This is a genomic window from Sphingomonas sp. GW822-FHT03G08 (assembly GCF_058801135.1).
The window spans coordinates 1,852,732-1,878,936 of the sequence record NZ_JBXAMZ010000001.1; the positions used below are offsets into that span (position 1 = coordinate 1,852,732).

The following is a 26,205-nucleotide window of genomic DNA, read 5'->3' on the forward strand; positions in this document are numbered from 1 at the left end:
TCGTGAATTGAGTTCGGAAAAAGGGTCAGCCGCCGGCCCCTGGGGAGAGCCGGCGGCTGATGGTCAACGGGCGAAGGTAGCTTCGCCGGTGACCGGCGCCGTGAGGGCCGGCGCCTGACTGGTTGCGGTGGGCTCGATCTTGCCGGCCTTGGGGGTCACCTTGCCCCCGGGCTGCGCGAACTGGGTGCCCGAGATCACGACCTTGTCCTGGGCGGTCAGGCCCGAGCGGACGACACGTAGGCCGTCGACCACGGGACCGAGCGTCACCGGCTTCGGTGCGACCGTGCCGTCCTTGCCGACGACCAGCACCAGCTTGCGGGCCTGGTCGGTCTGGATCGCGGCATCGGGCACCATCAGCGCCTGGGTGGTGCCGCCGGCCGAGAGGCGCATGTTGCCGAACATGCCGGGCGTCAGGAACATGCCCGGGTTGCTCAGCACCGCGCGCCCGCGGATCGTGCCCGACTTGGGATCGAGGCCGTTATCGGTGAAGTCGAGCTTGCCCTTCCACTTGTAGTCGGTCTCGTCCTGGAGACGGATCTCCACCGGCGATTCCTGGGCACCCGCTTCCTTCGCGCGCTTGGTCTTGAGGAACAGCGCCTCGGAACCGTCGAAGGTGAAGTAGATCGGATCGAGCGCGTTGATCGTGGTCAGCAGCGAACCGCCCTGCCCCTCGCCCGCGGCGACCAGGTTGCCCGGATCGACGCGGCGGTCCGAGATGCGGCCGGCGATCGGCGCGCGGACCTGGGTGAACTCCATATCGAGCGCGCGGCTGCGCACCCGGGCCTGGGCGGCCGACACCGCCGCACCGGCGGCGCGGACACGTGCCTGGAGCCGCTCGACATCGCTCTTCGACACCGCTTCCACGGAGACCAGCCGCTCGGCGCGGCCCAGGTCGGAACGGGCAAGCGCGAGATCGCTCTCGGCGCTGGCCAGCCCGGCGCGTGCCTCGGCAAGCGCTGCGGCGAAGGGGCGCTGGTCGATCGTGAAGAGCAGCTGGCCCTTCTGGACGATCGCGCCGTCGGTGAAGTGGACGCCGGTGATCGCACCCGAGACGCGCGGACGCACCTCGACGGCGCGGCTCGGCTCGAAGCGGCCGACATAGTCGTCCCACTCGTTAATGTCGCGGGCGAGCGGCGCCGACACGGTCACCACCGGCGGCGGCGGTGCTGCCATCGCGGCGGGTGCGTCCTTGCTGGCAATGCCCAGCCCGGCGGCGACGAGCACCACCGGGATCGCGACCAGGCTGCCGCGCTGCCACAGCGGCATGCGGCGGATACGGTCCGAGACGCCCGGCTTGTTGTCACCGGTCTCGGTTTCGATGCGCGAGATCATGTTCATTGGAATCGCTTCCCCTGATTCAGGGCTGCACGGCCACGGCTGATGGAGGCGAGCAGCGTTTCATATTGGTCGGGCGTGAAGCCCGCTTCGTGAAAGGCGCGGATCTCGTGGCGCGGCAGGGCATAGCCCTTGTGCCAGGCGAGCACTGCGACGCGCCGCAGCGCCTCCAGCTTCTGATCCGCCAGTTTCGGATTGGGGCTCTCTCCCCCGAAGATCATGCCCAGCGCCATCGACAGGCGCCCGGGTTTCTCCAGCGAGGCAAGCCGGTCGTGCTGCGCGATCGCCACGACCTGCCATTCGAGCGCGGAGAAGCCGCTGACCGGAAGCACATCTGCGGGCGCCGCGACCGGGCTGCCCTGGAGCTCCGAAAAGTTGAGATAGGCCATCATCTTTCCTCCTGCGTGTTGCCCGGCGGAAGGCAAAAACCTCCCCGTGCCGCGCGGAACCCCTTCCGCCGGCATTTCCGGTCATCCCCAACCGGCACGAGACGGGGCTGTCGCGCAGACGCATGTGTCTGCGGCGCACCGGCTCGGTCCTGTCCAAATTTCAGCGCTGCTGGAGTTTCGGGGCGGGGCCCCAGCCCCATTCCCTCGCTTCGGCAACTTCCCTCATTTCTATACTGACTGGTATAGAAATCGTGCTGCGTTGCGTCAAGGGCTTTTTATACTGGTCGGTACTTTTTGTCGAGCTAGGGGTGAAAAAAGTTCCAGATCCGCCCGAGCCCTTTCCCGTCATCCCGGCGAAAGCCGGGATCTCAGGCGATGGCAGGAAAAGAGCCGCACGAGATCCCGGCTTTCGCCGGGATGACGGCCTTCTCTTCCGCTTGCGCTTATTTGCTCGGCCAGCAGGCCAGGCTGGTGTCGATCAGCTTCTTCAGGTCGACGCACGACGTCCCGCTGCCGGCCTGCAGCGCGATGCCCTGCAGGAGGGCGAACAGATAAGCGGTCAGGCCGATCACATCGGTATCCGCCGGAAGGTCACCCTCGGCCTTCGCACGCTCGAACCGGTCGATCAGGCTCTGCTTCACGATCGCCCCGCGCGCGAGCACCTCGGCGCGGATCGACTCGGCTTCGGTGCCGCAGGCCACCGAATTGATCACGCCCATGCATCCCTTGGGGTCGCAGGTGCTCATCTGCATCTCGAGCGCGCCGGTCAGCAGTCGCTCGGCCACTCCGCGCGCGGTCGGCGCGTCGAGCGCCTTGCCCATATAATCGAGCTTTTCACGCTGATAGAGGTCGAGGGTCTTCTTGAAGAGCGCTTCCTTGTTGCCGAACGCCGCATACAGGCTCGGCCGGGTGATCCCCATCGCCTCGGTCAGATCGCTCAGCGAGGCACCCTCATAACCCTTGGTCCAGAAGACGCGCAGCGCCGAGGTCAACGCCGAGTCGGTGTCGAATTCGCGGGGGCGGCCCTTGGTGGGCTGGCAGGCGGTGATTTCCATAATGACCGGTACATAATAGCAAAAGCGCAAAAAGCCAATGCCTTGCCGCATGCTCCGGTTCCAGCCCCCTGAACCACTGTATTTTCACGGGTGTGAACTTATCGGCGGGCAGTATTAGGCGGATGTAATGGTTAACTCTGGCCGACTCGCCAATTGTCGAACGTATCGTGCGCTTGCTCCGCAAGTAGCCGATGCACGCGATCAATATAGGTGGAGATCGGCGGTCATCGGAGCCTGAGATGAGAGCTGGGGCGCTCTATCGAGGACTGGACCGGTACGGTATAACCTTGCTGGCGGTGACAATCGCATGCGGGCTTCGCGCCCTGATCGATCCCTGGACCGATGACCGGCCCTATTATCTGATCTTCCTCCTGCCGATACTCGTCGCAGCGATCCTGTGCGGGCTCCTCCCCGGCCTGCTGGCGGTGCTGTTGTCGCTGGTCGCGGAGAACCTCGTTCGCCCCGCGCAAGGAGATTTCCCCGATCTCCTGCTGTTCCTGCTCGCGTCCGGGCTCCTGCTTCTTTTCGTCAGCTGGTTCCGGACCGGCCGCGGCACGACGCGTCCGCCGACGGATTCGCAGCAGGAAACCGAGCGCCAGCTCAAGGCGAGCGTCAATCAGTTCCGCTCGGTGCTCGCCACCGTGCCCGACGCGATGATCGTGATCGACGATCGCGCGCACATCCTGTCCTTCAGCGCGGCGGCCGAGCGGCTGTTCGGCTTCAGCGAGGCCGAAGTCGTCGGCACCAACATCAACCGGCTGATGCCCAACCCCGATCGCGAGCGGCATGACGACTATATCGCCCGCTATCTGACGACCGGCGAGCGCCGCGTGATCGGCCGCGGCCGCACCGTGATCGGCCAGCGGCGTGACGGCTCGACCTTTCCGATGGAGCTCTCGGTCGGTGAAGCGATCACCGATGGCGACCGGGTGTTCACCGGATTCATCCGCGATCTGACCGAGAAGCAGAAGGCCGAGGACCGGATCGAGCAGCTGCGCGGCGAACTGGTCCATGCCGCGCGTGTCAGCGCGATGGGCACCATGGCTTCCACCCTGGCGCACGAGCTCAACCAGCCGATCACCGCGGTGGTCAACTATGTCCGTGGCGCCGGCAATCTGATGCGCGGCAACGAGAGCCCTGACCTGTCGGTGATCCAGCACGCGCTCGACGAAGCGACCAACGAAGCGATGCGCGCAGGCGGGATCGTCCGGCGCCTGCGCGAATTCGTGGCACGCGGCGACAGCGAGAAGAGCGTCGAGGACCTCGATGCGCTGGTCGAGGAGGCCGCCAAGCTCGCGCTGATCGGCGCACGCGAACGCGGCGTCGACTCCTTCTTCGAAATCGATCCCGCCAGCTCGGTCGTGCTGGTCGACAAGATCCAGACGCAGCAGGTGCTGATCAACCTGATGCGCAATGCCGTGGATGCGATGTCCGCATCGCCGATCCGGCGCCTCACCATATCGAGCAGGGCCGAGCCGAACGGCTATGTCCGCGTCACCGTGGCCGACACCGGCACGGGCATCGCCCCCGATATCGCGGAGAATCTCTTCCGCGCCTTCAACAGCAGCAAGGACGGCGGAATGGGGCTTGGCCTCTCCATCTGCCGCACCATCGTAGAGGCCAATGGCGGAAAGATCTGGATGGAGGCCTGCCCCGGCGGCGGCACTGCATTCCACTTCACGCTTATCCGCATGGAAACGGAGCAGTCCGAATGAATGACCGCCGGCTGGTACACATCATCGACGACGAGGACAGCGTCAGGAACTCGATCGGGTTCATGCTGCAGACGACGGGCTATTCCGTGCGCACCTGGCCTTCCGGCGTCGCCTTTCTGCGCGAGCTGCGCAATGTCGAGCCCGGCTGCATCCTGCTCGACATACGCATGCCGGAGATGGACGGGCTGCAGGTGCAGCACCAGCTCAACGAGCGCGGCGTGACCATGCCCGTTATCGTGCTTACCGGGCATGGCGACGTGACGATCGCGGTGAAGGCGATGCGCAACGGCGCCTTCGATTTCCTCGAGAAGCCGTTCGAGGCCGATCAGCTGCTCTCGGCGATCGAGAACGGGTTCGAGCGTGCCAACGAAGCGAACAGCGCCACCCGCACCGATGCCGCGCGCACCCAGCTCGCCAGCCTTTCGGCGCGCGAGCGCGAAGTGCTCGACGGGCTCGCCGCCGGCTTCCCGAACAAGACCATCGCCTATGATCTCGGCATCTCGCCGCGCACGGTGGAAGTCCACCGCGCGAACCTGATGCAGAAGCTCGGCGCGCGCAGCCTGTCCGAGGCACTGCGCGTCACCTTCACTGCGGAGATGGGCGCCTAGGCTGCTACGGATGCCGCTTTCGGTTCCCCGGCGAAGGCCGGGGAACGCGCACGACATCCTTGCAATGTAGGATTTCGCCTGCTGCGATCGAGCGGCCAGCCCATGGCAGGCCGCTCTTTGACCCCGGTAAAAAATAGGATCACGCACACGCAACAATGTTGCGAGAGGCGGCCGGTTACCGAGGAAATGGGGAAAATAGTGGCCCGCAAAACCCACTCTTGGCCTGTACTTTGTGTACTTTCGCGAGTCGGCGCACCTGCGGTGTTGGAGCCCTAGAACCAGCCCGCCGTCTCGCCGAGCATCCAGATGCCGGCGGCGAGGAACAGCACCGCGGCAATGCCGTGGACCAGCCTGAGCGGCACCCGCTGCAGCAGCGCATTGCCCAGGAACACCGCCGGGACATTGGCCAGCATCATGCCCAGCGTGGTACCCGCCGTGACCGCCCAGACATTGTGGAAGCGCGCGCCCAGCGCCACGGTCGCCAGCTGGGTCTTGTCGCCCATCTCGACCACGAAGAAGGCGATCGCAGTCGTCAGGAATGCGCCGAACCGCGCCGGCTTGTCCTCCAGGTCGTCGATCTTGTCGGGGATCAGCGTCCACAGGCCCATGGCGATGAACGACGCGGCGATCAGGTAGCGGAACCAGGTGCCCTGCAGCAGCTGCGCCGCTTCGGAGCCGACCAGCGCGGCGAGGAAGTGGTTGGCCAACGTCGCCGCCAGGATGCCGAGGATGATCGGCACCGGCTTCTTGAAGCGCGTGGCGAGCAGGATGGCGAGCAGCTGGGTCTTGTCGCCGATCTCGGCGAGCGCGACGAGCGCAGTGGAGCTGAACAGGGCTTCGAACAAGGGAATACTCCGGGCCGGACGGAGACGAAATCCAACGACATCGCACCTCCCCGCCCGGCTGGAGCGGAGATGCGACGCCATTGGTCTCGCCCGAACGGTGCTCCCGTCCCTCCCGCGCCATGGCCTCTCGACCAAGTATGTTGACGCGGGAGCCCGCGCGATTTGCGCGGCTGGCTACTCCCCAAATAGCGAGTTGCTGCGTGAAGCAGCACAGCGCGGCCCCTACGGCACGCGCCTGCCGAAATCCAGCATTTTGTGTTCAGCCCGCCAGGCTGAGCAGTCGATGCTCCGTGCCGGGCTCCTCGCCCGGCTCCCCGCGCAGCGAAGCCAGCAGATCGCTGATCGAGCGCACCGGCGAGGAATCGAGGAAGCGACTGCCCCAGTCCCGCGCCAGCGCCGCAGCGTCCGCCCCGGTGTCGGCCAGGATCGAGGGAAAGGCGATACGCAGCCTGGGACCGGCGAACAGCTGGTCCGGTGATGCCGTCACCGCCGATCCAAGCGGCCGGACGAAAACGGCGCCCGCCACCTTCTCGACATAGGAAGCCGGCGACAGCCGCGCCCACCAGGTCACCGCAAAACAGCCAATGCCATGTGCGACCAGGATCACGGGGCGCTCGGTAAGCCGCACCGCCTCGTCGAGGCGCGCCGCCCACAGGTTGCGCCCGCCACCACCGGCGCCAAGCTCGATGATCTGACCGGCATGGGCAAGCAGGCCACGCGCGGGTCGGTCGGCACGATCATAGATCGTCAGGGTCGGAAGCGACGAATCGAAGAGGCCATTCTCGGGCATTCGGTATCTCCCTTGATAAGGGGAAAGCACGCTCAACGAGTCGCCAGCGTATTCCTACTGTACCGCTATGCAATTCGCCCTGCGCCAGAATGAGTGCGCCGCGCGCCGAAATCGCATGGTACCGCTTACATGCTCTCGACCCGCCCCGCCCCGGCGGTCGGATTTCATCGCAACACGCTCCGACTCGGACGCTTATGGCGCGATCCGGCGCGCCTCGCCCCGCAGCGTCGCCCGCGTGCCTGTTCTCCAATCCGGAGGCGGCGCAGCGGGGCAGGCTGCAGGCAAATGCCTGGACGATCGGGTCGGCAGGGGTTCTCAACGGAATTGACCGAGCGCGATGCAGCCCGCCGCGCGAGCGAAAGAGGGAGTGGCCCGCCACCGAGTGACCCGAGCACGGGCACCGCCGCGGCCCACCAACAAAAGGGCAAGCAATGATAAACCGAACCAAGACCATGACCCGCTTCCTGCGGGGCTCGACGGCGCTTTGCGGCGCGATGCTGATCGCCATGCCGGCCCATGCGCAGGAAGCCGCCGCGCCGGCAGCGCAGGACAGCACCACGGTACCCGCGGCGCCCGTCGCACAGGAAGAAACCGGCGAAGCGATCGTCGTCACCGGCTCGCTCTTCCGCCGCCCCAATGCCGAAACGCCGTCGCCGGTCACCGTGCTTTCGGCCCAGACGCTGGAGGAGCGCGGTCTGAACACCGTTTCGGAGGCCCTGCAGCGTGTCTCGGCCGGCAACGCCGGCACGATCACCGCGGGCTGGAACAATGGCAACAACTTCGCCTCCGGCGCCACGGCGATCTCGCTGCGCGGCCTGACCGTGCAGGCCACGCTCACCATCTTCGACGGCCTGCGCATGGCTCCCTATCCGCTCGCCGATGACGGCCAGCGCAACTTCGTCGACCTGAACACCATCCCCAACGCGATCGTCGAGCGCATCGAAGTCCTGCGCGACGGTGCATCCTCCACTTATGGTGCCGACGCGGTCGCCGGCGTGATCAACGTGATCACCAAGAAGCAGGTTACCGGCCTTCATCTCAACGCATCCGCCGGCATTTCCCAGCGCGGCGATGCCGGGGAGCGCCGCTTCGATGCGACCTGGGGCTTCGGCGACCTGAACGAACAGGGCTTCAACTTCTACGTCAGTGGAGAATACCAGAAGCAGGATCCGCTCTGGGCGCGCGACCTTGGCTATCCGTTCAACACCGCCGACTGGAGCAAGATCTGCAAGGCGGACGGCATCTGCCTGCAGAACCGAAACCTCAACGGCGTCAGCGCCAATGGCAGGGCGCGGACATTCTTCGAGGCTCCCGGCATCACCTATACCCGCCCGGTCACCACGGCCGGCTCGGATGCCGGCACCGGACGCGTAACCCAGCTCAACCCCGCGCTGGGCTGCGGACGCTTCTCGCCGATCCAGCTGACCGCGGCGCAGATTGCCGCATCGACGCTTGCACCTGCCGATGGCCGTGTCTGTGAAGTCAACAACGTCGCGGCCTACCGGATGCTGCAGCCGGAAATCGAGCGCATCGGCGCATCGGCCCGCTTCACCGCCAATATCGGTGAGCATCATCGGCTCTATGCCCAGGCCAATTTCTACCAGACGAGTAGCTTCGCTTCGGCCGCGCCCTACGCCTTCGTCGGCCAGCCGACCCCGCCGACCGGTGATGCGGGCGTGTATGAGCTTATCGCGCCGGTCTATGTCTGCCCGACGGGCGTGGGCACCCTGAACGGCGTCGGCACGGGCTGCAACGCCACCAACGGGACGCTCAACCCCTACAACCCCTATGCGGCCGCGGGGCAGACCGCCCAGCTGTTCTTCACGCCGGACAGCCCGGTAACCGACGAGCCGAAATCGCGTGCATTGCGCGGCACCATCGGCCTTTCGGGAGACATCGCCGAGGGCTGGAACTATTCGGCCGACTTCACCGCGTCGAACGTCCGGCTGCGCCGCGTGCAGGGCAACTACATGATCCCGCAGCGGCTCATGGATGTCGTCGCACGGGGCACGTTCAACTTCAGCAACCCGAAGGCAACGCCCCAGGACGTCTGGGACTATATCATGCCGAGCCAGACCACGATCTCGGAGTCCAACCTGTGGCAGGCAACCGCCAACGTCACGCACAAGCTCTTCACCCTGCCGGGCGGCGATCTCCAGGTGGCAGGTGGCGTCGCCTATCGCCACGAGTCGATCGACGCGCCCAGCGCCAATCCGCAGAACGATGCCCATCCCTATGATCGCTACTATGGCATCAACGCAGTAGGCACCGCGGGCAATCGCAACGTCTTCTCGGCATTCGGCGAAATCGATGCGCCGATCATCAAGCAGTTCGAGATGAACCTGTCGGGCCGCTACGACTCCTACTCGACCGGCCAGAAGAACTTCTCGCCCAAGGTTGGCGCCAAGTTCACGCCGATCCCGCAGGTGGCGGTGCGCGGCACCTGGTCAAAGGGTTTCCGCATCCCGAGCTTCAACGAAGCGTTCGGCCTGCCGACCACCGGCTATGTAACCATCGGCGGCGAAGGCTTCTGCGACAGTCAGCCCGCGTTCTGCGCGGCGCATGGCAACAACAACTATGCGAATACGTCCTTCTCGATCGGCCTGGTCAACAAGGGCAATCCGAACCTGAAGCCGGAACGGTCCGAAAGCATCACTGCCGGCTTTATCTTCGAGCCGATCCGCAACGTCAGCTTCACCGTCGATTTCTGGCGAATCAAGGTGCGCGACCTGATCGTCGGCGTGACGGACTCCGGGCCGGCCGTGGAGCAATATTATGCGAACAACGGCGTCGTGAACATTCCGGGCTTCGTCGTCCGCCCAGCGCTGCGCGACCAGCAATTCCCGAACGCGCTGCCGCATATCGGCTTCATCGAGACCTCCTACGCCAACGCCAACCAGCAGCTGGTCGAGGGCATCGACCTGGGCGTAAACGCGAACTTCAAGGTCACGGACGGCGTCAAGCTGATCAGTTCGTTCGAAGCCTCGTATCTCAACAAGAACCATCTGACCCCGGTCGATCCGATCACGGGCAAGCCGGGCAAGGCGCAGGAATATGAGGGCACGCTGAGCCCGTGTAACACCACCTCCTGCTCGGGTTCGCCGCGCTGGCGCGCCAGTTGGCAGAACACGCTGGACCTGGGCAGCACCCTCGTGTCGGTGACCGCCTATTACACGTCCGGCTACGACGTCGCCCGCGTCGACTTCGGCGGCAAGCCGGGCGATTGCGCCAGCGCGATCGCCACCGGTTCCAAAGCCTATACCGACGGCTCGCCCTATGCCTGCCGTTCCAAGGCGGTCTGGAACGTCGATATGACGGCATCGCAGAAGATCAGCGACCAGTTCTCGATCTATCTGAACGTGCTCAACCTGCTCAACACGAAGCCGCCGTTCGATCCGACCGCGGCCTATGGCCTCTACGGCTACAATCCGGCCTGGGCCGGGCCGAATGCCCTTGGTCGCTATTTCCGGATCGGCGCCAAGGTCGACTTCTGATTGCCCTCTCGAGGGGTAATCGCTGGGGGAGCGGCATGCCGCTCCCCCTTTTTGCGCGCACCACCCGCGCTTTCGCTAATGCGATTGACTCGCAATATAGCCTTCCCTAACGAGCCCCCGAACGATCCGCTTCTGGGGAACCGGGATGAACAGCCTTTTCCGTGGCGCATTGCTCGCCAGCGCCATGCTCCTGCCTTCGGCCGCCTGGGCCCATGGTCCCGACGGGGAGGACGACCAGGACAAGGCGCGCGACGAGATCGTCGTCACTGGCACGGTCGAGCAGAAGACCCCCTCCGCCACCGGCCTGTCGCTCACGCCGAAGGAAACCCCGCAGTCGATCACGATCATCGATCGCACCCGCATCGACGATTTCGCTCTCAACAACGTCAACGACCTGCTCACCCAGACCGTCGGCATCAATGTCGAGCGGGTCGAGACCGACCGCACCTATTTCAACGCGCGCGGCTTCGACATCACCAATTTCCAGTTCGACGGCATCGGCATGCCTCTGGTCGCCGGCATCCAGTTCGGCGACCTCGACACCGCGCTGTTCGACAGGGTCGAAGCGATCCGCGGCGCCAATGCGATCATGACCGGCATCGGCAATCCGTCGGCCACGATCAACTATGTCCGCAAGCGCCCGCTCGACGAACTCAAGGCCAGTGCCAGCATCCGCTATGGCAGCTGGAACAGCCGGCGCGCCGAGGGCGATGTCTCCGTACCGCTCAACGACGCGATCGGCGTCCGCCTGGTCTATGCGCACCAGGAAGGCGACAGCTACCTGGCCTATAACCGGGTCAACCGCGACGTGTTCGGCGCGACGATCGAAGCGAAGCTCCTCGACGGCCTGACCTTCACCGCCGGTTACAGCCGCCAGGACAATGATGCCTCGGGCGTGATGTGGGGCTCGCTCCCGCTCAGCTATACCGACGGCACCCGCATTCCCTATGCGCGCTCGGCCTCGACCGCAGCCGACTGGACCTATTGGAACACGCTCGACCAGACGGCCTTCGCCGAGCTGGCCTATGACATTGGCGGCGGCTGGTCGGCCAAGACGATCGCCACCTATCGTCGGCTCAGCTACGAAGCGAAGCTGCTCTACGCCTATGGCAATCCAGACAAGGCTACCGGGCTTGGCCTGGGCGGCATGGCCGGCATCTACCCGTCGGTCTACGACCAGTATCTCGGCGATTTCTACGTCTCGGGCCCGGTCAAGCTGTTCGGCCGCGAGCATCAGCTGGCGTTCGGCGTGTCGAGCGGCCGCACCGATGTGCACGAATGGGAGAATTTCTCGCTCGACGCGATCGACTATCCGCCGGTGCTCAGCCTCGGCCGTGTCGACATCGCCGAACCGAGTTATCCCGGCGAATATCTCGCCGCCGATTATTCGGACCGGCTGAAGCGCGCCTATGGCGCCGCGCATCTCAACCTTTCCGACCGGCTCAAGGCCGTGGTCGGCGTCAGCGCGATGTGGCTGGAATCGCTCGGCGATTCCTACGGCACCGATCAGTCGCGCAAGAACAGCAAGGTCAGCCCCTATGTCGGCGCGCTGTTCGATCTGACCCCGAACGTCTCGCTCTATGCGAGCTATACCGACATCTTCAATCCGCAGAGCGAGATCCTGATCAGCGGTCAGCGGCTCGATCCGGCGGCAGGCAGCAGCCTTGAAGGCGGCATCAAGAGCGAATGGTTCGGCGGCAAGCTCTACGCCACCGCCTCGCTGTTCCGCGCGAAGCAGAAGGGACTGGCAGCCTTTGCCGGCACCTGCGCCGCCACCGATCCCTGCCGGGCGGGCGACAGCTATTATACCGGTGTCGACACCACCTCGAAGGGCTTCGAGATCGAGTTCGCCGGCAAGGTGACCGACAACTGGTCGATCAGCGGCGGCTATACCGGCCTCAAGATCGAGGACGAGGCGGGCAACCCGGCGCGGACCTTCCTGCCGCGCAGGACGCTCAAGCTCGCCACCACCTATACGGTGCCCCAGCTCAACGACCTCAAGCTCGGCGCGCAGTTCCGCTGGCAGGGCGACATCACCTATGCCGATAGCGGCGTGCAGGCTTACGGCATCGTCACCGGCGACGTGATCCTGCGCCAGCCCAGCTATGCGGTGGTCGACCTGATGGCCAGCGTTCGCCTGGTCGACACGGTCCGCGCCAGCGTGAACGTGCGCAATGTCGGCAACGAGAAATATCTCGGCAGCCTGATGTGGGGCCAAGCCTATTATGCGGCACCGCGCAACGTCAGCGTCGCGCTCAGCTTCAACTATTGAGACCGGGCGCGTGGCAGGGGCAGCACAACAAAGACAGGGCTGGCGCTATCGCGCCAATGTCGCCGCGCGCGTGGTGGCAGGGACGATCGGCGCCTATGCCGTCGCCGCGCTCGCTGCCGCTGCGCTCGCACGCGTGCTGCCGATGCCCAGGGTCGAGGCGATCATCCCCGCCACCCTGCTCGCCCTGCTGATCGGGCCGGCTGTGACTATCTGGGCGTTTCTGGCTCGCGGTCCCTGGCGCGCCTGGGCCGGCATCGTGCTGGTCGGCGTGATCCTTGCCGCGATCGCCTGGGCAACGGGAGCCCCGGCGTGAGCGCGGCGGTTCGCGAGGGCGTTCGTCAGGTCATGGCCTGGCTGCACGGCTGGGTCGGGCTCCTGCTCGGCTGGGTGTTGTTCGTCATGTGCCTCGCCGGCACGCTCAGCCTGTTCAAGCCCGAGATCGGCCAGTGGATGCGCCCCGAGACCAACGCCAAGGCCGACCCGGCCGATGCGATCCAGGCCGCCGCGACCTGGCTCACCGCGAACGCGAAGGATTCCAACGCCTGGTTCTTCACCGTGCCCAGCGACCGGATGAACACGGTGGAGGCGACCTATGATACCGGCGGCAAATATCTCTATCGCGCGCTCGATCCGGTGACCGGCGCGCCCGCTCCGCGCGAGACGCTGGGCGGCGAATTCTTCTACCGCCTGCATTTCGAGCTGGAGCTGCCCTATCCCTGGGGACGGTTGCTCGCATCGATCGCGGCCTTGGTGATGCTGGTCGCGCTGATCACCGGGATCATCGCGCACCGGCGCATCTTCAAGGACTATTTCACCTTCCGCCCGGCCAAGGGCCAGCGCTCCTGGCTCGACGGGCACAACGCGCTGGGCGTGCTCGCCACGCCCTTCCACCTGATGATCACCTTCACCGGGATCGTGACCCTGGCCTCGCTCAACATGCCCTGGGCGATCACCGCCACCTATGGCAACGACCTGGAGGCCGTGTACCACGACCTCTCGCCGGGCATCGCCGAGCGCGCGCGCGCCAATGTGCCCGCGCCGCTCGCCCCGATCGCACCGATGCTGCGCGAGGCCCAGCGCCAGCTCGGCGGCACGATCGGCCGTGTCTATGTACTCAATCCGGGCGACAAGAGCGCAGTGGTCAGTGTGTTCCGCTCGGATGCCGACCAGCTCGGCTTCAACATGGCCGAGATGAGCTTCGACGGCGTAACCGGCCAGCCGCTCCGCAAGTGGCGCGAGAACCGGGCAGCGGTCCAAACTTACAATGTCGTCTACGGCCTGCACATGGCCCGCTTCGCGCCGATCTTCACCCGCTGGCTCTATTTCCTCGGCGGCGCGATGCTCACCCTCGCAATCGCCACCGGCATGGTGCTGTGGATCGTCAAGCGCCGCGAGCGTGCGCCGCTCTCGATCGGCAATCGCATCGTCGAGCGCCTCAACGCCGGGGTTCTGGCCGGCGTACCACTGGGCTGCGCCGCCTATCTCCTCGCCAACCGCCTGTTGCCGCTCGACATCGAAGGCCGGGCGGAGCTCGAGGTCTCGATCGCGCTCTACACCGCCGCCGCCGCGCTGGTGGTCGGCGCCGCACTCAAGCCGCGCTGGTCCTGGCCGCTGCTCACCGGCGTCACCGCACTGGCCTGCATGCTCGCCGCAGTCCTCGGCCTTTCGGTCAGCGTCGTATCGGCCGTACTGCTGGCAACGGCAGTCGCACTCGCCTGGCTGGCCGTGCAGCAAGGCCGCGGTCCCAAGCAACGCCCGCAACGGCGGAGGCGCGCCGCATGATCCTCGCCATCACCGGCCTGCTCTATCTCGGCATGTTCGCGCTCGCCGCCGGCATGTCGCGCCACGCCGATCCGCTGCTCGGCCTGCAGGCGAAGCTGACCGCGCTGCGGCACCCGGCTCGCTATGGCTGGGGGCTGGTCGCATTGTCGCTGCTGCTTGCGATCTTCGCACATGATGGCGGCCAGGCGCTGGTGCTCTGGTTCGGGGTGATCCCGCTGGCCAGCGCGGTCATCCTGCTCGGCCTCACCTATCGCCCGGCGGCTGCGCGCGCCGTGGTGCCGGTGGCGGCCGTGATGGTGCTGCTCGCGCCCTTCTTCTGATTCGGAGAAATCCGCGACACGATAGTGCTCGGCGGTTGGCTCTGGCTATGCTGTTGGGAAATATGGGCGGCTGGTGGAGCTGAGGGGAATCGAACCCCTGACCTCTGCAGTGCGATTGCAGCGCTCTCCCATCTGAGCTACAGCCCCGCCGCCTGTCTCCGGGGAACCCGGAGAGGCGCTGCATTAGCGGCGCTTTTTCCCCAATGCAACCGGCTTGCAACGCGCGCGGCAAAACGCTTCGCCAGTGCGGCGAACAGCACTGAATAAGCTGGCTTTTTCCGGAACCATCATACCCGCTCGTCCGCTGAATCCGCATCAACTCAGCCCAACCTGCAGTGGAGAGGTTTCAATGAACGACCGTTACGGCGATCCCCGGTATTTCGGCCCCGAGGACCAGTATCAGGTGAGCGGCGCCCGACGCGCCGGAGGTGAGCATTATTCGAGCGCCCGCGAATATGCGGCGGCTGGCGCGTTCGGCAAGGGACGCGGCTATCGCGGCAACCACGGCTATGGCGGCGGCTATGGCAACGACTGGGATCGCGGCGGCCGTGACTATCGCACCGATCGTGGCAACTGGGATACGCCGCGCGGCTACGGCGAAGATCGCGAGTACCGCGCGGGCTATGATCCAGATCGCGGCTTTTTCGACCGCGCCGGTGACGAGGTCCGTTCCTGGTTCGGCGATCGCGAGGCGGAGCGTCGCCGCGAAGCCGATATGCGCTACGACGCTCGCCAGGGGCGCGCCGAGCGCTGGGCGCAGGGGCCTGACGACCATTATTCGGGCTGGCGCCGCCAGCGCATCGCCGAGCTCGACAATGACTATGACGAATATCGCCGCGAGAATGCCCAGCGCTTCGAAAACGAATTCAACAGCTGGCGGACCGACCGCCAGGGTCAGCGCGATGGCCTGCGCCGGGTAAGCGAGCATATGGAAATCGTCGGGTCGGATGGCGCGCATGTCGGCACGGTCGACAAGATCCGCGGCGACCGCATCGTCCTGACCAGGAACGACAGCGATGCCGGCGGCCATCACCACTCGATCCCGTCGCGCTGGATCCAGTCGGTCGATGACAAGGTAACGCTGCGCAAGACCGCAGACGAGGCGCATGCGGCGTGGAAGGACGAGGAACGCTCCGGCGCGCTGTTCGGCGGGCGCGACGATCAGGACTGGAATCGCGACCGGAACCTGAACCGGAGCTTCCCCGGGACCTATTGATCCCCAGATAACAGATGTGAGCAGAACTGGGCCCGGGCATGCTTCCCGGGCCCTTCTTTATCGGCTCAGCCCGCCAGCCACGCAGTCAGCGCCGCGCGGAACGCATCGGGCTGGTCGAGCATGACGAAGTGCCCGCTGTCGCCAACCCCGGTGAGCGCGAGCTTCGCCGTGCCGGCATATTCGCGCTTGTAGAAATCGAGCGTCACCGTCTCGCCGCCACGTTCCGGCGACCAGGGAACGATCACCGTGACCGGCGTGACGATGTCCTTGAGCTGCGGGCGCAGGTCGACCTGCATATCCTCGAACAGCGCCTGGCCCGAGACGCGCATGTCCGCCTTTGCCATCCAGGCGGCGACCTGCGCCTGCGAGGCCGGCTTGAGCGCGTTCTGGCGCGCGATCGCCTGCCCCACCGCCTCGGGCAGCGGCTTGCCGTAGAGCCCCGCCATCTGGGCGCGCATCGCCTCGGCCTGGGGCTTCACTGTCGCCACCGTCGAGCCCGGCACAAAGGCCGAACCGACAAAGGGCAGCGCATCGACGATCAGCGCTCTGCCGACATCGCCAGGATGCGCCTGGGCGAGCATCAGCGCGAGCAGCCCGCCCATCGAATGGCCGACCACCGCGGCACCGGCGATCCTCTGCTCCGTGACCAGCCTGTGCAGATCGGCGACCATCCCCGGCAGGATGGCCTGCCCCAGATTGGCCCCCGGCGCATCGCCGCCAAAGCCGTTGACCTGGACGAGATAGACGGTGTGGGTCTTCGCCAGCTCGGGCGCCACGCCGTCCCATACCGCACGCGGGCTGGAGAGGCCGGGGATCAGGATCACCGGGCTACCCTTGCCGATCACCTGCACCGAAATGTGATCCATCTGGATCAGGCTGGCCGGGGCGGCCACGGCATGCGCAGCGGGGGCGTGCAGGATCATCGGGATGCTGGCGGTTGCGAGCAGGGCGAAGGCAATGCGACGGATCATGGTCAGTCCTTGCGGTTGGGATTGGTGAAGATCTCTTCGATGGTCAGGCCGAACAGGTCGGCGATCTTGAAGGCGAGCGGGAGCGAGGGGTCGTAGCGGCCGGTCTCGATCGCATTGACACTCTGGCGGGAGACCTCGAGCCGCTCGGCCAGGTCCTGTTGGCTCCACGCCCGCTCGGCGCGCAGCACGCGGAGGCGATTGATCATTCGCCGCCTCCCGCCAACCGGTCGCGCCAGGTCATCACGCACTGCGCGATCCCCCAGGAACCGCACCAGAGCGGGAAGCCCCAGATCGCGATATCCGGATCGGGCTGAACCGCGCCGCCATTGGTGAGGAAGCCATATATGGTGACCGCGGCCAGCAGCACGCCGGTGCCGAACAACATGCAGGCGGCGATGCGCTGGCGCTGGAACTCGTCGGTTTCCTCGAGAAGATAGAGCCCCATCACGACGATCACGCCGATGACGGGGAGCGCCGGCAGAACCGAGAGGGTGACCAGCGCCACGCCGGTCGGATGCAATTCCTTGAGCGCCCAGACGCAGGCGAACAGCACGACGACATAGGCGATCATCGTCGGAACGAACCGCTTCAGATAGCGGCGGCCGGCAACCGTACTTGTCTTCATGTCAAGCGTCCTTTCGAATCAGTCAAGGACGCTTTACTCAACAAATGACAGATATGTCAATGGGACTCTCCATATCGGAAAGCATCGACGACTAACTGCTAATGCTGCTTTCCAACGGGAGGGTCGGGATCAACGCTCCAGCCCCGCATGTCGCGGATCATCGGCTTGCCGCAGCCCTCGCACCAGGATCGAAAGGTCGAGCCGTCATTCCATGCGCGCCCACGGCTGCGATGGTGTTTGCCGAACACGCAAAAGACTGGCTGCAGCAACCGCATATGCCGCCTCCCCGGAATCTGAGGGGAAGGTGACATTGCAGCGCACACAAAGTCTACAACTTTCTGAATATACGAAGAATTATTGCCTATTTTTAATGTGTGAGCCGCCCGAGCATTTCGGCTGCCAGCTGGCTGAGCGTGTCGTCGCGCGCGCCCATCACCACGATCCGGTCCCCCGGTCGTGCGATCGCCACCAGATGCGCCGCTGCCGCCGCCCGGTCAGGAATGTGCACCGCGTTGCGCCCCGTAGCCGCGACATCGGCGATGATGTCCGCGCTGGTCACTTCGCGATTGGTCGTGCCGCCCTGATAGACCGGGTCGGGCATTACCAGCACGTCCTCGGCGCCCAGCTTCTCGGCGAACATCGCCACCAACTCGCGCCGCATTACCCGGAGCGGGCCATAGCCATGCGGCTGGAACAGCAGCAGCAACCGCCCTTCAAAGGTGTGGAGCGTGTCCAGCGTCGCGGCGATCTTGTCCGGATTGTGCCCGAAATCGTCGATCACCGCGATCTCGTTCGCCTCGCCGACCAGTTCGAAGCGGCGCTTGAGCCCCTGGAATCCCTGGATCGCCTGCGCCGCATCCTCAAGCGCGATCCCCGCCGCCAGCGCCGCGCTGATCGCCGCCAGCGCATTCGAGACATTGTGCTTGCCCGGCACTTGCAGCGTCACCGGGATCGAGGGCTCGCCCTCGCGCGCCAGCTCGAACGCGATGCCATAGCGCTGCTCGCGCAGGTTGATCGCCGTCAGGTCCGCAGCCGAGCCGATCGCGAAGGTCACCAGCCGGTCACGCGGCATCGTCGCCGCCAGCAGCGCGCCCTCGCCATTGTCGAGATTGATCACTGCCTTGCCCGATCGGGCGATGAACGCCCCGAACAGCTCGATCAGCTTCTCCATCGGGAGGTGATCGAGGCTGACATTGTTGAGTACCGCGACATGCGGGCGATAGAGCGCGATCGATCCGTCGCTCTCGTCGACTTCGCTAACATAGGCGGCGCCGCTGCCGACCAGCGCGCTGGCAAAGGGCGCATCGGGAGTGACGAAATTCTTCATCACCGCACCGTTCATCACCGTGGGATCGCGGCCCAGCGCATGGAGGATCCAGCCGATCATGCCGGTGACGGTCGACTTGCCGCTGGTGCCTGCCACGCCGATCGACGCCGGCGAGCCGTTGAACAGCGCGGCGTTGAGCTCGGCCCGCGTCATCCGCGGATTGCCCAGCTCGGCGGCGCGGCGGGCATCGGGCACGGTCTCCTCGATCGCGGCGGAGGCGACGACGATCTGCTCGCTTGAGCTGATCCCGCTCCCGTCCTGCGGGAACAGGCCGATTCCGCTGGCCTTCAGGAAATCGAACTTGGCCGGCAGCCGCCCCGAATCGAGGCTGCGGTCCGATCCTGCCACGCTGGCGCCCTGCCCGGCCAGGATCATCGCCAGCGGCATCATCCCCGATCCACCGATGCCGACGAAGAAGTAAGGTTTGCGATGCTCCATGGCCTCGCGCTATCGGCAATTCGAAGCAAAGGGGCAAGGCATGCGCATCGGAGTCGTCGCACCAGCAAGGACAGTCAGCCGGGAATCCTCGGCCAGGCTATCCGCGTTCATGGCGCTGACCTACCCCGAGCACGAGATCGTGTTCCATCCGCAATGCTATCTCGAATGGGGCCATTTCGCCGGCACCGACGAACAGCGCGCCGCCGCCTTCCTCGAATATGCCAATGATCCGGCGTTCGACGCGATCTGGTTCGCGCGCGGCGGCTATGGCTCCAATCGCATCCTCGACATGGTGATGCCAAAGCTCGGTTCGGCCGCGCGGCACAAGACCTATATCGGCTTCTCGGACATGGGCTTCATGCTCGGCGCGCTCTATGCCGCGCGGGTCGGCCGCGTCGCGCACGGATCGATGTCCTCGGGCCTCGGCCAGCATGATGAGGGCGTTTCCGAAGGCTGGGTGCTCGGCTGGCTGATCGACGGCGACAAGCGCGGCCTGGAGCCGGCGCTGGCCGATGGCCGCCCCGCCGCCGCGTTCAACCTGTCGATCCTCAATGCGCTGATCGGCACCAAATACCTGCCCGACCTGACCGACCATGTCCTCTACATCGAGGAAGTGGACGAGCCGCTCTACCGGATCGACCGGATGATGTTCCAGATGGCGCACGCTACCCAGCTCAAGGGCATTGCCGGCGTGCGGCTGGGCGCGGTCTCAGCCGTCAAGGACAATGGCGAGGCCGCAGGCAACTACAGCTTCGGCGAGACGATCGACCAGATGATCCTGCGCTGGTGCCATGACATGGGCGTGCCCTATCTCGGCCGCGCCGAGATCGGCCATGTCCGCCTGAACCGGGTGGTGCCCTTCGGGCTGCTCTAACCCTACCCGTACGGGTCTTTCGCGCGCAGGCGCTGCTACCTATCTGCCGGGCTCGACAAGGCTTCGGAAAAGGGCAGCGTGACATGGCGATCAAGGACATCCTACCCGGCAAGCTCGGCTTCGGCGCCGCGCCGCTCGGCAACATGTTCCGCGACATCCCCGAGGAGGAAGCGCTCGCCACCGTCGATGCCGCCTGGAACCAGGGCATCCGCTATTACGATACCGCCCCGCTCTACGGCGCCGGCCTGGCCGAGATCCGCATGGGCGAAGTGCTGGGCAGCCGCCCGCGCGACGAATATGTGATCAGCACCAAGGTCGGCCGCGTCATCCTCGACGAGCTAGAGGATGTCAGCGCACGCGACCAGGGCGAGAAGGCCGGCGTCTTCGCCCATGGCCACGCCAACAAGGTAGTGAACGACTATTCGGCCGACGCGACGATGCGCTCGATCGAGGACAGCCTGAAGCGGCTCAAGACCGATCGCATCGAGATCGTCTTCGTCCATGACCTCGCCCAGGATTTCTACCGCGACGAATGGGTCGACCGCTTCGCCGAGGCGCGCAAGGGCGCTTTCCGCACGCTCGACCGCTTGCGCGACGAAGGTGTGATCAAGGCCTGGGGCCTGGGCGTGAACAAGGTCGAGGCCTGCGAGCTGCTGCTCGACCTGGAGGAACCGCGCCCGGACGGTTTCCTGCTCGCCGGCCGCTATACGCTGCTCGACCACGAGCGCGCCCTGCAGCGGCTGATGCCCAAGGTCGCCGAACGCGGCCTCGGCATCGTCGTCGGCGGGCCTTACAGCTCGGGCGTGCTCGTCGGCGGTGCGCATTTCGAATATGCCCCGGCGCCCCAGGCGATGCTAGACAAGGTCGCCCGGATCAGGGCGATCGCCGACCGCCATGGCGTGAGCATGAAGGCGGCGGGCCTGCAATTCTCGTTGGCCAATCCAGCAGTCGCTGCAGTGATCCCCGGCGCGAGCAAGCCGAGCCGCCTCGCCGAGGACCATGCCGCGCTCAACGAAGCGATTCCCGCCGATTTCTGGCGCGAACTGCGCGAGGCAGGGCTGGTTTCGCCGGATGCCCCGTTGCCGATCGACGGGTGAGGTGGGAGGCCGGGCAATCCATACCTGCCATCCCGGACTCCAACTCGTCATCCCCGCGAAGGCGGGGATCCAGGGTAGTTTGCGATGCCGAAGCAATCGAGGCCATCCACTGCCGGAAACCTCTGGCAGGGCCGCGAACCTTTCACCCTTGGCTCTGGATCCCCGCCTTCGCGGGGATGGCGGAGAATAGAGTTTTGCGGAAAACCTTTGGCGGTTCGCTATCCGGCCACCCGCTTCGCCCACAAATGAAACATCCCCGCGAACAGATGCGGCGCAGTTGCCTCCACCTGGTCCCATAGGGCGAGGCTGCGCCGGTCGCCGCCGGTCCCGAAGAGCCGCGTGAACAGGCCCTGCGCATCGGGCGGGGCATCGAGCATCAGCAGCTCCAGCCCGGCGGCGGTGAGCATCTCGCCAATCGCGGGCAGCCGGTACCAATGCTCGCGGACATGGAAGCACAGGTCGCGGCACCCGCTCAGCGTGTAGAAGTCGTCGCTTTCCCGCAGCCGGGAAAGCGGCTTTTCCGGCGGCAGCGCCAGCACATGCGCACGGAACGCGCGGATGCCCTCTGCACTCGCATCCCAGCCATGCTCGGCGATCACCCGCTGCGCCTCGGCAACCCAGCCCCGCGCACGCTCGCTGTAGAGCGCAAGCCGCACCACCCCACCCGGTTCCAATACGCCGGTCAGCGCGGCCAGCCCGTCCTCGGGCCGCTCCATATGGTGTAGCACGCCGGTACAGTTCACCAGCCCGAAGCGCTGGCCCAGTTCGGCAATATCGAGGATGTCGCCCTGCACGAAGCGTACCGCCTGCACCCCCAGCCTGCTGGCCATGCGCTGGCCATAGGCGAGGCTGGCGCCGCTCAGGTCCAGCGCGGTGATCGTCAGAGACGGGTCCATCCGCGCCAGGTCGATCGGCTCGAACCCGGTGCCGCAGCCGGCGACCAGCACCGCGAGCGGCTCGGCCTGCGGGGCGCCCAACGCGGCGAGGTGCGCGGCTACCGACACGCGCTGCCGGCCCGCAGGCGCGCGCCAGCGCGGATAGGGATTGGCCTCGTACTGCGCACGCACCCTATCCGATACGGCGTCCCCCGATGGGCCGAGCGACGGCATCGCCTCAGTCAGCGCCTGCTCCTCGGCCAGCGCGGCGACTGCCTCGGGAGGAACGCCCAGCCCCTCTCCGCCCCACACATACTCACCGGCAAAGGCCTGCACCGCCAGCGCCGCCCGCAGCCCTTCCGGCAGCGTCTCTCCCGCCAACCAGGCCAGCCGCGCCTCCATCGCCGGATCGACGTTGATGCAGCGCGTGAGGAACGCGATCCACAGCGCGTCCTCCGCCACTATCGGCTCGGGATATTTCACCAGCAGCATGCGTGCCGTCGTCCGCGCCAATGCCTGCGGATCGACCGTGCGCGCATGCAGACAGGTCACCAGGTCCGCCTCCAGCTGGGTCGGCCAGCCGGTCAGCGACAGGTGCGACAGCAGCTCCGCATAGGCCGGCGCCGTCGCCTCGAAATCGAGCGTCAGCGCATGGCTCAGCATCGGCAGCGCCTGGTTGAACGCGCCCTGGTTGGCGGCATCGGCCGCCATGCGCAGCAATTGCCCGGCTTCAGGATGCAATGCGGCCGATCCTCACCAGCGTGCCGTCCGGATCGCTCACCGCGAACTCGTAGCAACCCCAGGGCTTCAGGCTCGGCCCCTCCTTCTCGATGATGTGCTCGCGCACCCGGTCCGCCATCGCGTCGACGTCATCGGTGTAGAGATAGATGCCAAAGGGATTGTGCCCCGGCACCAGCCAGCCGAGCACCGCCTTGTTGAGGTGCAGGTGCCACCCCTTGCCGTCGTCCAGAATCTTGTAGTCACCATAATCGCTGGCCAAGCGGAACCCCAGCCGCTCGTAAAAGGCGAGGCTGGCATCCAGGTCATTGCAGGGCAGGATCGTGGTCGCGCGCTGACTGTCCATCTCGACTCTCTTTCGTTCGTGTCCGGCCCTACGCCATCTCGAAACCGGCTTCCAATGTAGGATTTCGTCTGCCACGCCGTTCGGCATGGCCAGGGCGCGATTTTTTCGGACGCACCGGAAAGCATCGTTCCCGTCCAGCGGACAAAGTGAAATGATTTGCCCCGACTCCCTTCACTTTGGGGCTTCGCACAAGCAATTTCACGAGTGCTTGCCTATATCGCACCCGCGAAGGCATAAGCCGCGCTCCAATCACCCCTTCACGAAAGTCAAACCCGTGTCCGAGATGTTCCGCATTACGCTGCCCGACGGTTCCGTCCGCGAGGTAGCCCCGGGGACTACCCCGGCGGACATCGCCGCGGCGATCGGTCCGGGTCTGGCCAAGGCGGCGCTCGCCGCGCGCGTCGATGGCGAGCTGCGCGACATCGGCCGTCCGTTCGAGGGCGACGCCCAGCTCGCTTTGGTCACCGCGAAGGACGAGAAGGACGCGCTCGAGCTCGCCCGCCACGACTTCGCACATATCCTGGCGGAAGCGGTGCAGAACCTCTTCCCGGGCACGCAGATCACCTTCGGCCCTGCGACCGACGACGGCTTCTATTACGACTTCGCCCCCAAGGACCGTCCCTTTACCGAAGAGGACCTGCCGGCGATCGAAGCCGAGATGCGCAAGATCATCGGCAAGAACGAGCCGCTGATCCGCGAGGTCTGGTCGCGCCAGCAGCTGATCGATCGCTGGACCAGGCAGGGCGAGACCTTCAAGGCCGAATGGGCGCAGGAACTGCCCGAGGGCGAAGAGCTGACCGTCTACCGCGCCGGCAAGGGCGAGGACGCCTGGCTCGACATGTGCCGCGGCCCGCACCTCGCCTCCACCGGCAAGGTCGATCCCAACGCCTTCAAGCTGACGCGCGTTTCGGGCGCCTATTGGCGCGGCGACCAGAAGAACGCGATGCTCTCGCGCATCTATGGCACGGGCTGGCTCAACAAGAAGCAGCTCGACGAGCACATGATGCGCCTCGAGGAGGCCGCCAAGCGCGACCACCGCAAGCTCGGCCAGGAGATGGACCTGTTCCACCTCCAGCAGGAAGCGCATGGCTCGGTGTTCTGGCACCCGAACGGCTATGTCATCTACCGCGCGCTCGAGGATTATATGCGCCGTGCGGTCAACGCCGCGGGCAGCCGCGAGGTGAAGACCCCGCAGGTGATGGACGCGCGCCAGTGGGAGCAGTCCGGCCACTGGGGCAAGTATCGCGAGAACATGTTCGTCATCCCCGACGAGACCCCGAACATCGAGGACGAAGGCCCGATGGTGTCGGAAGACGTGCAGTGGATGGCGCTCAAGCCGATGAACTGCCCGGCGCACATCTTGATCTTCAAGCAGGGCATCAAGTCGTATCGCGACCTGCCGCTGCGGCTCGTCGAGAATGGCTGCTGCCACCGCAACGAGCCGCACGGCGCGCTGCACGGGCTGATGCGCGTCCGCCAGTTCACCCAGGACGACGGCCATATCTTCTGCCGTGAGGACCAGATCGTCGACGAGGTGCAGGATTTCTGCCAGCTCGCCGACCGCGTCTACAAGGACTTCGGCTTCACCTATTCGATCAAGCTGGCACTGCGCCCCGAGAATCGCTTTGGCACCGAGGAGATGTGGGACCAGGCCGAGGCCGAGCTGCGCGACGCCGTGGTCCGCGCCGGAATGGCGACCGAGGAATATGGCTGGGAAGAGCTGCCCGGCGAAGGTGCCTTCTATGCGCCGAAGCTGGAGTGGCACCTGACCGACGCGATCGGCCGCACCTGGCAGGTCGGCACGATCCAGTCGGACCGCGTGCTGCCCGAGCGTCTCGACGCGTCCTACGTCGCCGAGGATGGCGAGCGTCACCGCCCGGTGATGCTCCACCGCGCGATCTTCGGGTCCTATGAGCGCTTCATCGGCATCCTGATCGAGCATTTCGCCGGCAAGCTGCCGACCTGGCTCGCGCCGACCCAGGCGGTGGTCGCGACGATCGTCTCCGATGCGGACGATTATGCGAAGGAAGTCGCCAGGAAGCTCCAGGCCGTCGGCATCCGCGTCGAGACCGATCTTCGCAACGAGAAGATCAACTACAAGGTCCGCGAGCATTCGGTGGCCAAGGTTCCCAACCTGCTCGTCGTCGGCAAGCGCGAGGCCGAAGAAGGCACCGTGGCGTTGCGCGTACTGGGCAGCCAGGGCCAGCAGATGCTGAGCCTCGACGAAGCGGTGGCCAGGCTGGTGGCCGAGGCGACTCCGCCCGACCTGGCATGAACCCGGCAACGCTCGCGATCTATGCCGGCGCCGCGCTGGCCGAGATCGCGGGCTGCTTCGCCTTCTGGGCGGTGCTGCGGCTGGACAAATCGGCGTGGTGGTTGATCCCCGGCGGCGTATCGCTCGCCCTGTTCGCCTGGCTGCTGACGTTGAGCAGCGCCGATGCGGCCGGGCGGGCCTATGCCGCCTATGGCGGGATCTACATCCTCGCCTCGCTCGGCTGGATGGTGCTGGTCGAACGCGTGATGCCCACGCGCTGGGACATGGCCGGCGCCGCGCTGGCAGTGGCAGGTTGCCTGGTGATCCTGTGGGGACGCCGCTGATGCCCCGCATTCGTCTTGGCACCAAAGCCGATGTACCCCGTGCACTGGCTATCTGGCGCGCGGCGGTGGATGCCACCCATGGCTTCCTCTCTGCCGAACACCGCGCCGAGATCGACACCATGGTCGCGGAGCAGTTCCTGCCCCAGGCACCGCTTTGGCTGGTCGAGGACAATGCCGGGGTGGTTCAGGGCTTCCTCGCCATGGACGGGGCCATGATCGACGCATTGTTCGTCGATCCGGCCGCGCATGGCCGCGGCCTTGGCAGTGCCCTGGTAGCACACGCCCTGTCCCTGTCTCAGGACCTACTGGTCGATGCCAACGAACAGGCGGACAATGCCCTGCCCTTCTATATCGCACGCGGCTTCGAGGTCATCGGTCGCTCGGAAAGCGATCCGGCAGGGCGGCCTTATCCCATCCTCCACTTGCGTTATGTCGGCTAAAACCCGATATCAGCGTTACGTCCACGCCACAGTGCGCGGAATTTCGGCGGAAACG

At 65.9% G+C, this 26,205-nt stretch carries 24 protein-coding genes, 1 tRNA gene and 1 riboswitch; of the genes, 13 read left to right on the forward strand and 12 right to left on the reverse strand.

What is annotated here, in order from left to right; genetic code table 11:
- Positions 1–63: 63 nt before the first annotated feature.
- From AC1RJ5_RS08460 to AC1RJ5_RS08470, 3 genes are all read right to left on the reverse strand, one after another.
- Positions 64–1,338, reverse strand: a complete 1,275-nt coding sequence (locus AC1RJ5_RS08460; protein ID WP_184170294.1) for an efflux RND transporter periplasmic adaptor subunit — start codon at positions 1,336–1,338, stop codon at positions 64–66.
- On the reverse strand, positions 1,335–1,724 hold the full coding sequence (locus tag AC1RJ5_RS08465) for a hypothetical protein (RefSeq protein ID WP_184170297.1): 390 nt from the start codon (positions 1,722–1,724) through the stop codon (positions 1,335–1,337). Before AC1RJ5_RS08465 ends, AC1RJ5_RS08460 begins: the two co-directional genes overlap by 4 nt.
- A 443-nt stretch (positions 1,725–2,167) precedes the next feature.
- Positions 2,168–2,779, reverse strand: coding sequence for a TetR/AcrR family transcriptional regulator (locus AC1RJ5_RS08470; RefSeq protein WP_184170300.1), 612 nt, complete (start codon positions 2,777–2,779; stop codon positions 2,168–2,170).
- A gap of 239 nt (positions 2,780–3,018) precedes the next feature.
- Between AC1RJ5_RS08470 and AC1RJ5_RS08475 the strand changes: the two genes are divergently transcribed.
- Entirely contained in the window at positions 3,019–4,494 is a 1,476-nt protein-coding gene (locus AC1RJ5_RS08475; protein ID WP_493112732.1) for a PAS domain S-box protein, read from the forward strand.
- Positions 4,491–5,102, forward strand: a complete 612-nt coding sequence (locus AC1RJ5_RS08480) for a response regulator transcription factor (protein ID WP_269574282.1) — start codon at positions 4,491–4,493, stop codon at positions 5,100–5,102. Before AC1RJ5_RS08475 ends, AC1RJ5_RS08480 begins: the two co-directional genes overlap by 4 nt.
- A gap of 272 nt (positions 5,103–5,374) precedes the next feature.
- On the opposite strand, the gene AC1RJ5_RS08485 is transcribed toward AC1RJ5_RS08480, so the two are convergent.
- The gene (locus AC1RJ5_RS08485; RefSeq protein WP_269574281.1) at positions 5,375–5,947 is read right to left on the reverse strand and encodes a TMEM165/GDT1 family protein; all 573 of its coding nucleotides are present in this window, start codon (positions 5,945–5,947) and stop codon (positions 5,375–5,377) included.
- Positions 5,948–5,958: 11 nt separating this feature from the next.
- Positions 5,959–6,143: riboswitch (yybP-ykoY riboswitch) on the reverse strand.
- Between the two features lie 63 nt (positions 6,144–6,206).
- Positions 6,207–6,737 (reverse strand): alpha/beta hydrolase, encoded by a 531-nt coding sequence (locus AC1RJ5_RS08490; RefSeq protein WP_269574280.1) that lies wholly within the window; start codon positions 6,735–6,737, stop codon positions 6,207–6,209.
- A 452-nt stretch (positions 6,738–7,189) separates the two neighbouring features.
- On the opposite strand from AC1RJ5_RS08490, the gene AC1RJ5_RS08495 reads away from it, so the two are divergent.
- The 5 genes from AC1RJ5_RS08495 to AC1RJ5_RS08515 all read left to right on the forward strand — a co-directional run bounded on the left by AC1RJ5_RS08495 (position 7,190) and on the right by AC1RJ5_RS08515 (position 14,605).
- Positions 7,190–10,231: a TonB-dependent receptor domain-containing protein gene (locus AC1RJ5_RS08495; RefSeq protein ID WP_493112736.1), complete on the forward strand. Its 3,042-nt coding sequence runs from the start codon at positions 7,190–7,192 to the stop codon at positions 10,229–10,231.
- Between the two features lie 145 nt (positions 10,232–10,376).
- Complete coding sequence (locus AC1RJ5_RS08500; protein ID WP_342250788.1) at positions 10,377–12,503, forward strand: TonB-dependent siderophore receptor; 2,127 nt, start codon at positions 10,377–10,379, stop codon at positions 12,501–12,503.
- Between the two features lie 10 nt (positions 12,504–12,513).
- Positions 12,514–12,816, forward strand: a complete 303-nt coding sequence (locus AC1RJ5_RS08505) for a DUF3649 domain-containing protein (protein WP_342250789.1) — start codon at positions 12,514–12,516, stop codon at positions 12,814–12,816.
- Between the two features lie 32 nt (positions 12,817–12,848).
- Positions 12,849–14,285: a PepSY-associated TM helix domain-containing protein gene (locus tag AC1RJ5_RS08510; protein ID WP_493114662.1), complete on the forward strand. Its 1,437-nt coding sequence runs from the start codon at positions 12,849–12,851 to the stop codon at positions 14,283–14,285.
- Entirely contained in the window at positions 14,282–14,605 is a 324-nt protein-coding gene (locus AC1RJ5_RS08515; RefSeq protein ID WP_493112739.1) for a DUF3325 family protein, read from the forward strand. Before AC1RJ5_RS08510 ends, AC1RJ5_RS08515 begins: the two co-directional genes overlap by 4 nt.
- Before the next feature lie 71 nt (positions 14,606–14,676).
- On the opposite strand, the gene AC1RJ5_RS08520 is transcribed toward AC1RJ5_RS08515, so the two are convergent.
- Positions 14,677–14,752: transfer RNA gene (locus tag AC1RJ5_RS08520), tRNA-Ala, on the reverse strand.
- A gap of 202 nt (positions 14,753–14,954) precedes the next feature.
- Here AC1RJ5_RS08520 and AC1RJ5_RS08525 point away from each other — a divergent pair.
- Positions 14,955–15,821, forward strand: coding sequence for a DUF2171 domain-containing protein (locus tag AC1RJ5_RS08525; protein ID WP_493112741.1), 867 nt, complete (start codon positions 14,955–14,957; stop codon positions 15,819–15,821).
- A gap of 65 nt (positions 15,822–15,886) precedes the next feature.
- Here AC1RJ5_RS08525 and AC1RJ5_RS08530 read toward each other — a convergent pair whose 3' ends face one another.
- The 4 genes from AC1RJ5_RS08530 to AC1RJ5_RS08545 form a co-directional block, all read right to left on the reverse strand.
- A complete protein-coding gene (locus tag AC1RJ5_RS08530; protein ID WP_342250793.1) occupies positions 15,887–16,792 on the reverse strand; it encodes an alpha/beta fold hydrolase in 906 nt (301 codons plus the stop codon).
- A 2-nt stretch (positions 16,793–16,794) separates the two neighbouring features.
- A complete protein-coding gene (locus tag AC1RJ5_RS08535; RefSeq protein WP_269574272.1) occupies positions 16,795–16,998 on the reverse strand; it encodes a helix-turn-helix transcriptional regulator in 204 nt (67 codons plus the stop codon).
- Complete coding sequence (locus AC1RJ5_RS08540) at positions 16,995–17,417, reverse strand: hypothetical protein (RefSeq protein ID WP_269574271.1); 423 nt, start codon at positions 17,415–17,417, stop codon at positions 16,995–16,997. The genes AC1RJ5_RS08535 and AC1RJ5_RS08540 overlap by 4 nt, the downstream gene beginning before the upstream one ends.
- 367 nt (positions 17,418–17,784) lie before the next feature.
- Positions 17,785–19,182, reverse strand: a complete 1,398-nt coding sequence (locus tag AC1RJ5_RS08545) for a glutamate ligase domain-containing protein (protein ID WP_342250794.1) — start codon at positions 19,180–19,182, stop codon at positions 17,785–17,787.
- Between the two features lie 40 nt (positions 19,183–19,222).
- Between AC1RJ5_RS08545 and AC1RJ5_RS08550 the strand changes: the two genes are divergently transcribed.
- Positions 19,223–20,056, forward strand: coding sequence for an LD-carboxypeptidase (locus AC1RJ5_RS08550; protein ID WP_184170348.1), 834 nt, complete (start codon positions 19,223–19,225; stop codon positions 20,054–20,056).
- 83 nt (positions 20,057–20,139) lie between these two features.
- A complete protein-coding gene (locus tag AC1RJ5_RS08555) occupies positions 20,140–21,153 on the forward strand; it encodes an aldo/keto reductase (RefSeq protein WP_493112744.1) in 1,014 nt (337 codons plus the stop codon).
- Between the two features lie 218 nt (positions 21,154–21,371).
- Here AC1RJ5_RS08555 and AC1RJ5_RS08560 read toward each other — a convergent pair whose 3' ends face one another.
- Both AC1RJ5_RS08560 and AC1RJ5_RS08565 read right to left on the reverse strand, forming a co-directional pair.
- Positions 21,372–22,769: a class I SAM-dependent methyltransferase gene (locus AC1RJ5_RS08560; protein WP_342250796.1), complete on the reverse strand. Its 1,398-nt coding sequence runs from the start codon at positions 22,767–22,769 to the stop codon at positions 21,372–21,374.
- Positions 22,759–23,112, reverse strand: coding sequence for a VOC family protein (locus tag AC1RJ5_RS08565; RefSeq protein WP_342250797.1), 354 nt, complete (start codon positions 23,110–23,112; stop codon positions 22,759–22,761). Before AC1RJ5_RS08565 ends, AC1RJ5_RS08560 begins: the two co-directional genes overlap by 11 nt.
- A gap of 283 nt (positions 23,113–23,395) precedes the next feature.
- Between AC1RJ5_RS08565 and thrS the strand changes: the two genes are divergently transcribed.
- From thrS to AC1RJ5_RS08580, 3 genes are read left to right on the forward strand one after another with little or no spacing between them, the layout of a single operon-like run.
- Positions 23,396–25,387, forward strand: a complete 1,992-nt coding sequence (gene thrS / locus AC1RJ5_RS08570; protein ID WP_269574266.1) for a threonine--tRNA ligase — start codon at positions 23,396–23,398, stop codon at positions 25,385–25,387.
- On the forward strand, positions 25,384–25,710 hold the full coding sequence (locus AC1RJ5_RS08575) for a YnfA family protein (protein WP_342250799.1): 327 nt from the start codon (positions 25,384–25,386) through the stop codon (positions 25,708–25,710). The genes thrS and AC1RJ5_RS08575 overlap by 4 nt, the downstream gene beginning before the upstream one ends.
- The gene (locus AC1RJ5_RS08580) at positions 25,710–26,150 is read left to right on the forward strand and encodes an acetyltransferase (RefSeq protein ID WP_493112747.1); all 441 of its coding nucleotides are present in this window, start codon (positions 25,710–25,712) and stop codon (positions 26,148–26,150) included. The genes AC1RJ5_RS08575 and AC1RJ5_RS08580 overlap by 1 nt, the downstream gene beginning before the upstream one ends.
- Positions 26,151–26,205: the final 55 nt, after the last annotated feature.

Bases quoted from the DNA above. Each gene is read 5' to 3' on its own strand.
- AC1RJ5_RS08460 (WP_184170294.1), bottom strand. From the start codon at position 1,338: ATGAACATGATCTCGCGCATCGAAACCGAGACCGGTGACAACAAGCCG.
- AC1RJ5_RS08465 (WP_184170297.1), bottom strand. From the start codon at position 1,724: ATGGCCTATCTCAACTTTTCGGAGCTCCAGGGCAGCCCGGTCGCGGCG.
- AC1RJ5_RS08470 (WP_184170300.1), bottom strand. From the start codon at position 2,779: ATGGAAATCACCGCCTGCCAGCCCACCAAGGGCCGCCCCCGCGAATTC.
- AC1RJ5_RS08475 (WP_493112732.1), top strand. From the start codon at position 3,019: ATGAGAGCTGGGGCGCTCTATCGAGGACTGGACCGGTACGGTATAACC.
- AC1RJ5_RS08480 (WP_269574282.1), top strand. From the start codon at position 4,491: ATGAATGACCGCCGGCTGGTACACATCATCGACGACGAGGACAGCGTC.
- AC1RJ5_RS08490 (WP_269574280.1), bottom strand. From the start codon at position 6,737: ATGCCCGAGAATGGCCTCTTCGATTCGTCGCTTCCGACCCTGACGATC.
- AC1RJ5_RS08495 (WP_493112736.1), top strand. From the start codon at position 7,190: ATGACCCGCTTCCTGCGGGGCTCGACGGCGCTTTGCGGCGCGATGCTG.
- AC1RJ5_RS08500 (WP_342250788.1), top strand. From the start codon at position 10,377: ATGAACAGCCTTTTCCGTGGCGCATTGCTCGCCAGCGCCATGCTCCTG.
- AC1RJ5_RS08510 (WP_493114662.1), top strand. From the start codon at position 12,849: ATGGCCTGGCTGCACGGCTGGGTCGGGCTCCTGCTCGGCTGGGTGTTG.
- AC1RJ5_RS08515 (WP_493112739.1), top strand. From the start codon at position 14,282: ATGATCCTCGCCATCACCGGCCTGCTCTATCTCGGCATGTTCGCGCTC.
- AC1RJ5_RS08525 (WP_493112741.1), top strand. From the start codon at position 14,955: ATGAACGACCGTTACGGCGATCCCCGGTATTTCGGCCCCGAGGACCAG.
- AC1RJ5_RS08530 (WP_342250793.1), bottom strand. From the start codon at position 16,792: ATGATCCGTCGCATTGCCTTCGCCCTGCTCGCAACCGCCAGCATCCCG.
- AC1RJ5_RS08535 (WP_269574272.1), bottom strand. From the start codon at position 16,998: ATGATCAATCGCCTCCGCGTGCTGCGCGCCGAGCGGGCGTGGAGCCAA.
- AC1RJ5_RS08540 (WP_269574271.1), bottom strand. From the start codon at position 17,417: ATGAAGACAAGTACGGTTGCCGGCCGCCGCTATCTGAAGCGGTTCGTT.
- AC1RJ5_RS08545 (WP_342250794.1), bottom strand. From the start codon at position 19,182: ATGGAGCATCGCAAACCTTACTTCTTCGTCGGCATCGGTGGATCGGGG.
- AC1RJ5_RS08550 (WP_184170348.1), top strand. From the start codon at position 19,223: ATGCGCATCGGAGTCGTCGCACCAGCAAGGACAGTCAGCCGGGAATCC.
- AC1RJ5_RS08555 (WP_493112744.1), top strand. From the start codon at position 20,140: ATGGCGATCAAGGACATCCTACCCGGCAAGCTCGGCTTCGGCGCCGCG.
- AC1RJ5_RS08565 (WP_342250797.1), bottom strand. From the start codon at position 23,112: ATGGACAGTCAGCGCGCGACCACGATCCTGCCCTGCAATGACCTGGAT.
- thrS (WP_269574266.1), top strand. From the start codon at position 23,396: ATGTTCCGCATTACGCTGCCCGACGGTTCCGTCCGCGAGGTAGCCCCG.
- AC1RJ5_RS08575 (WP_342250799.1), top strand. From the start codon at position 25,384: ATGAACCCGGCAACGCTCGCGATCTATGCCGGCGCCGCGCTGGCCGAG.
- AC1RJ5_RS08580 (WP_493112747.1), top strand. From the start codon at position 25,710: ATGCCCCGCATTCGTCTTGGCACCAAAGCCGATGTACCCCGTGCACTG.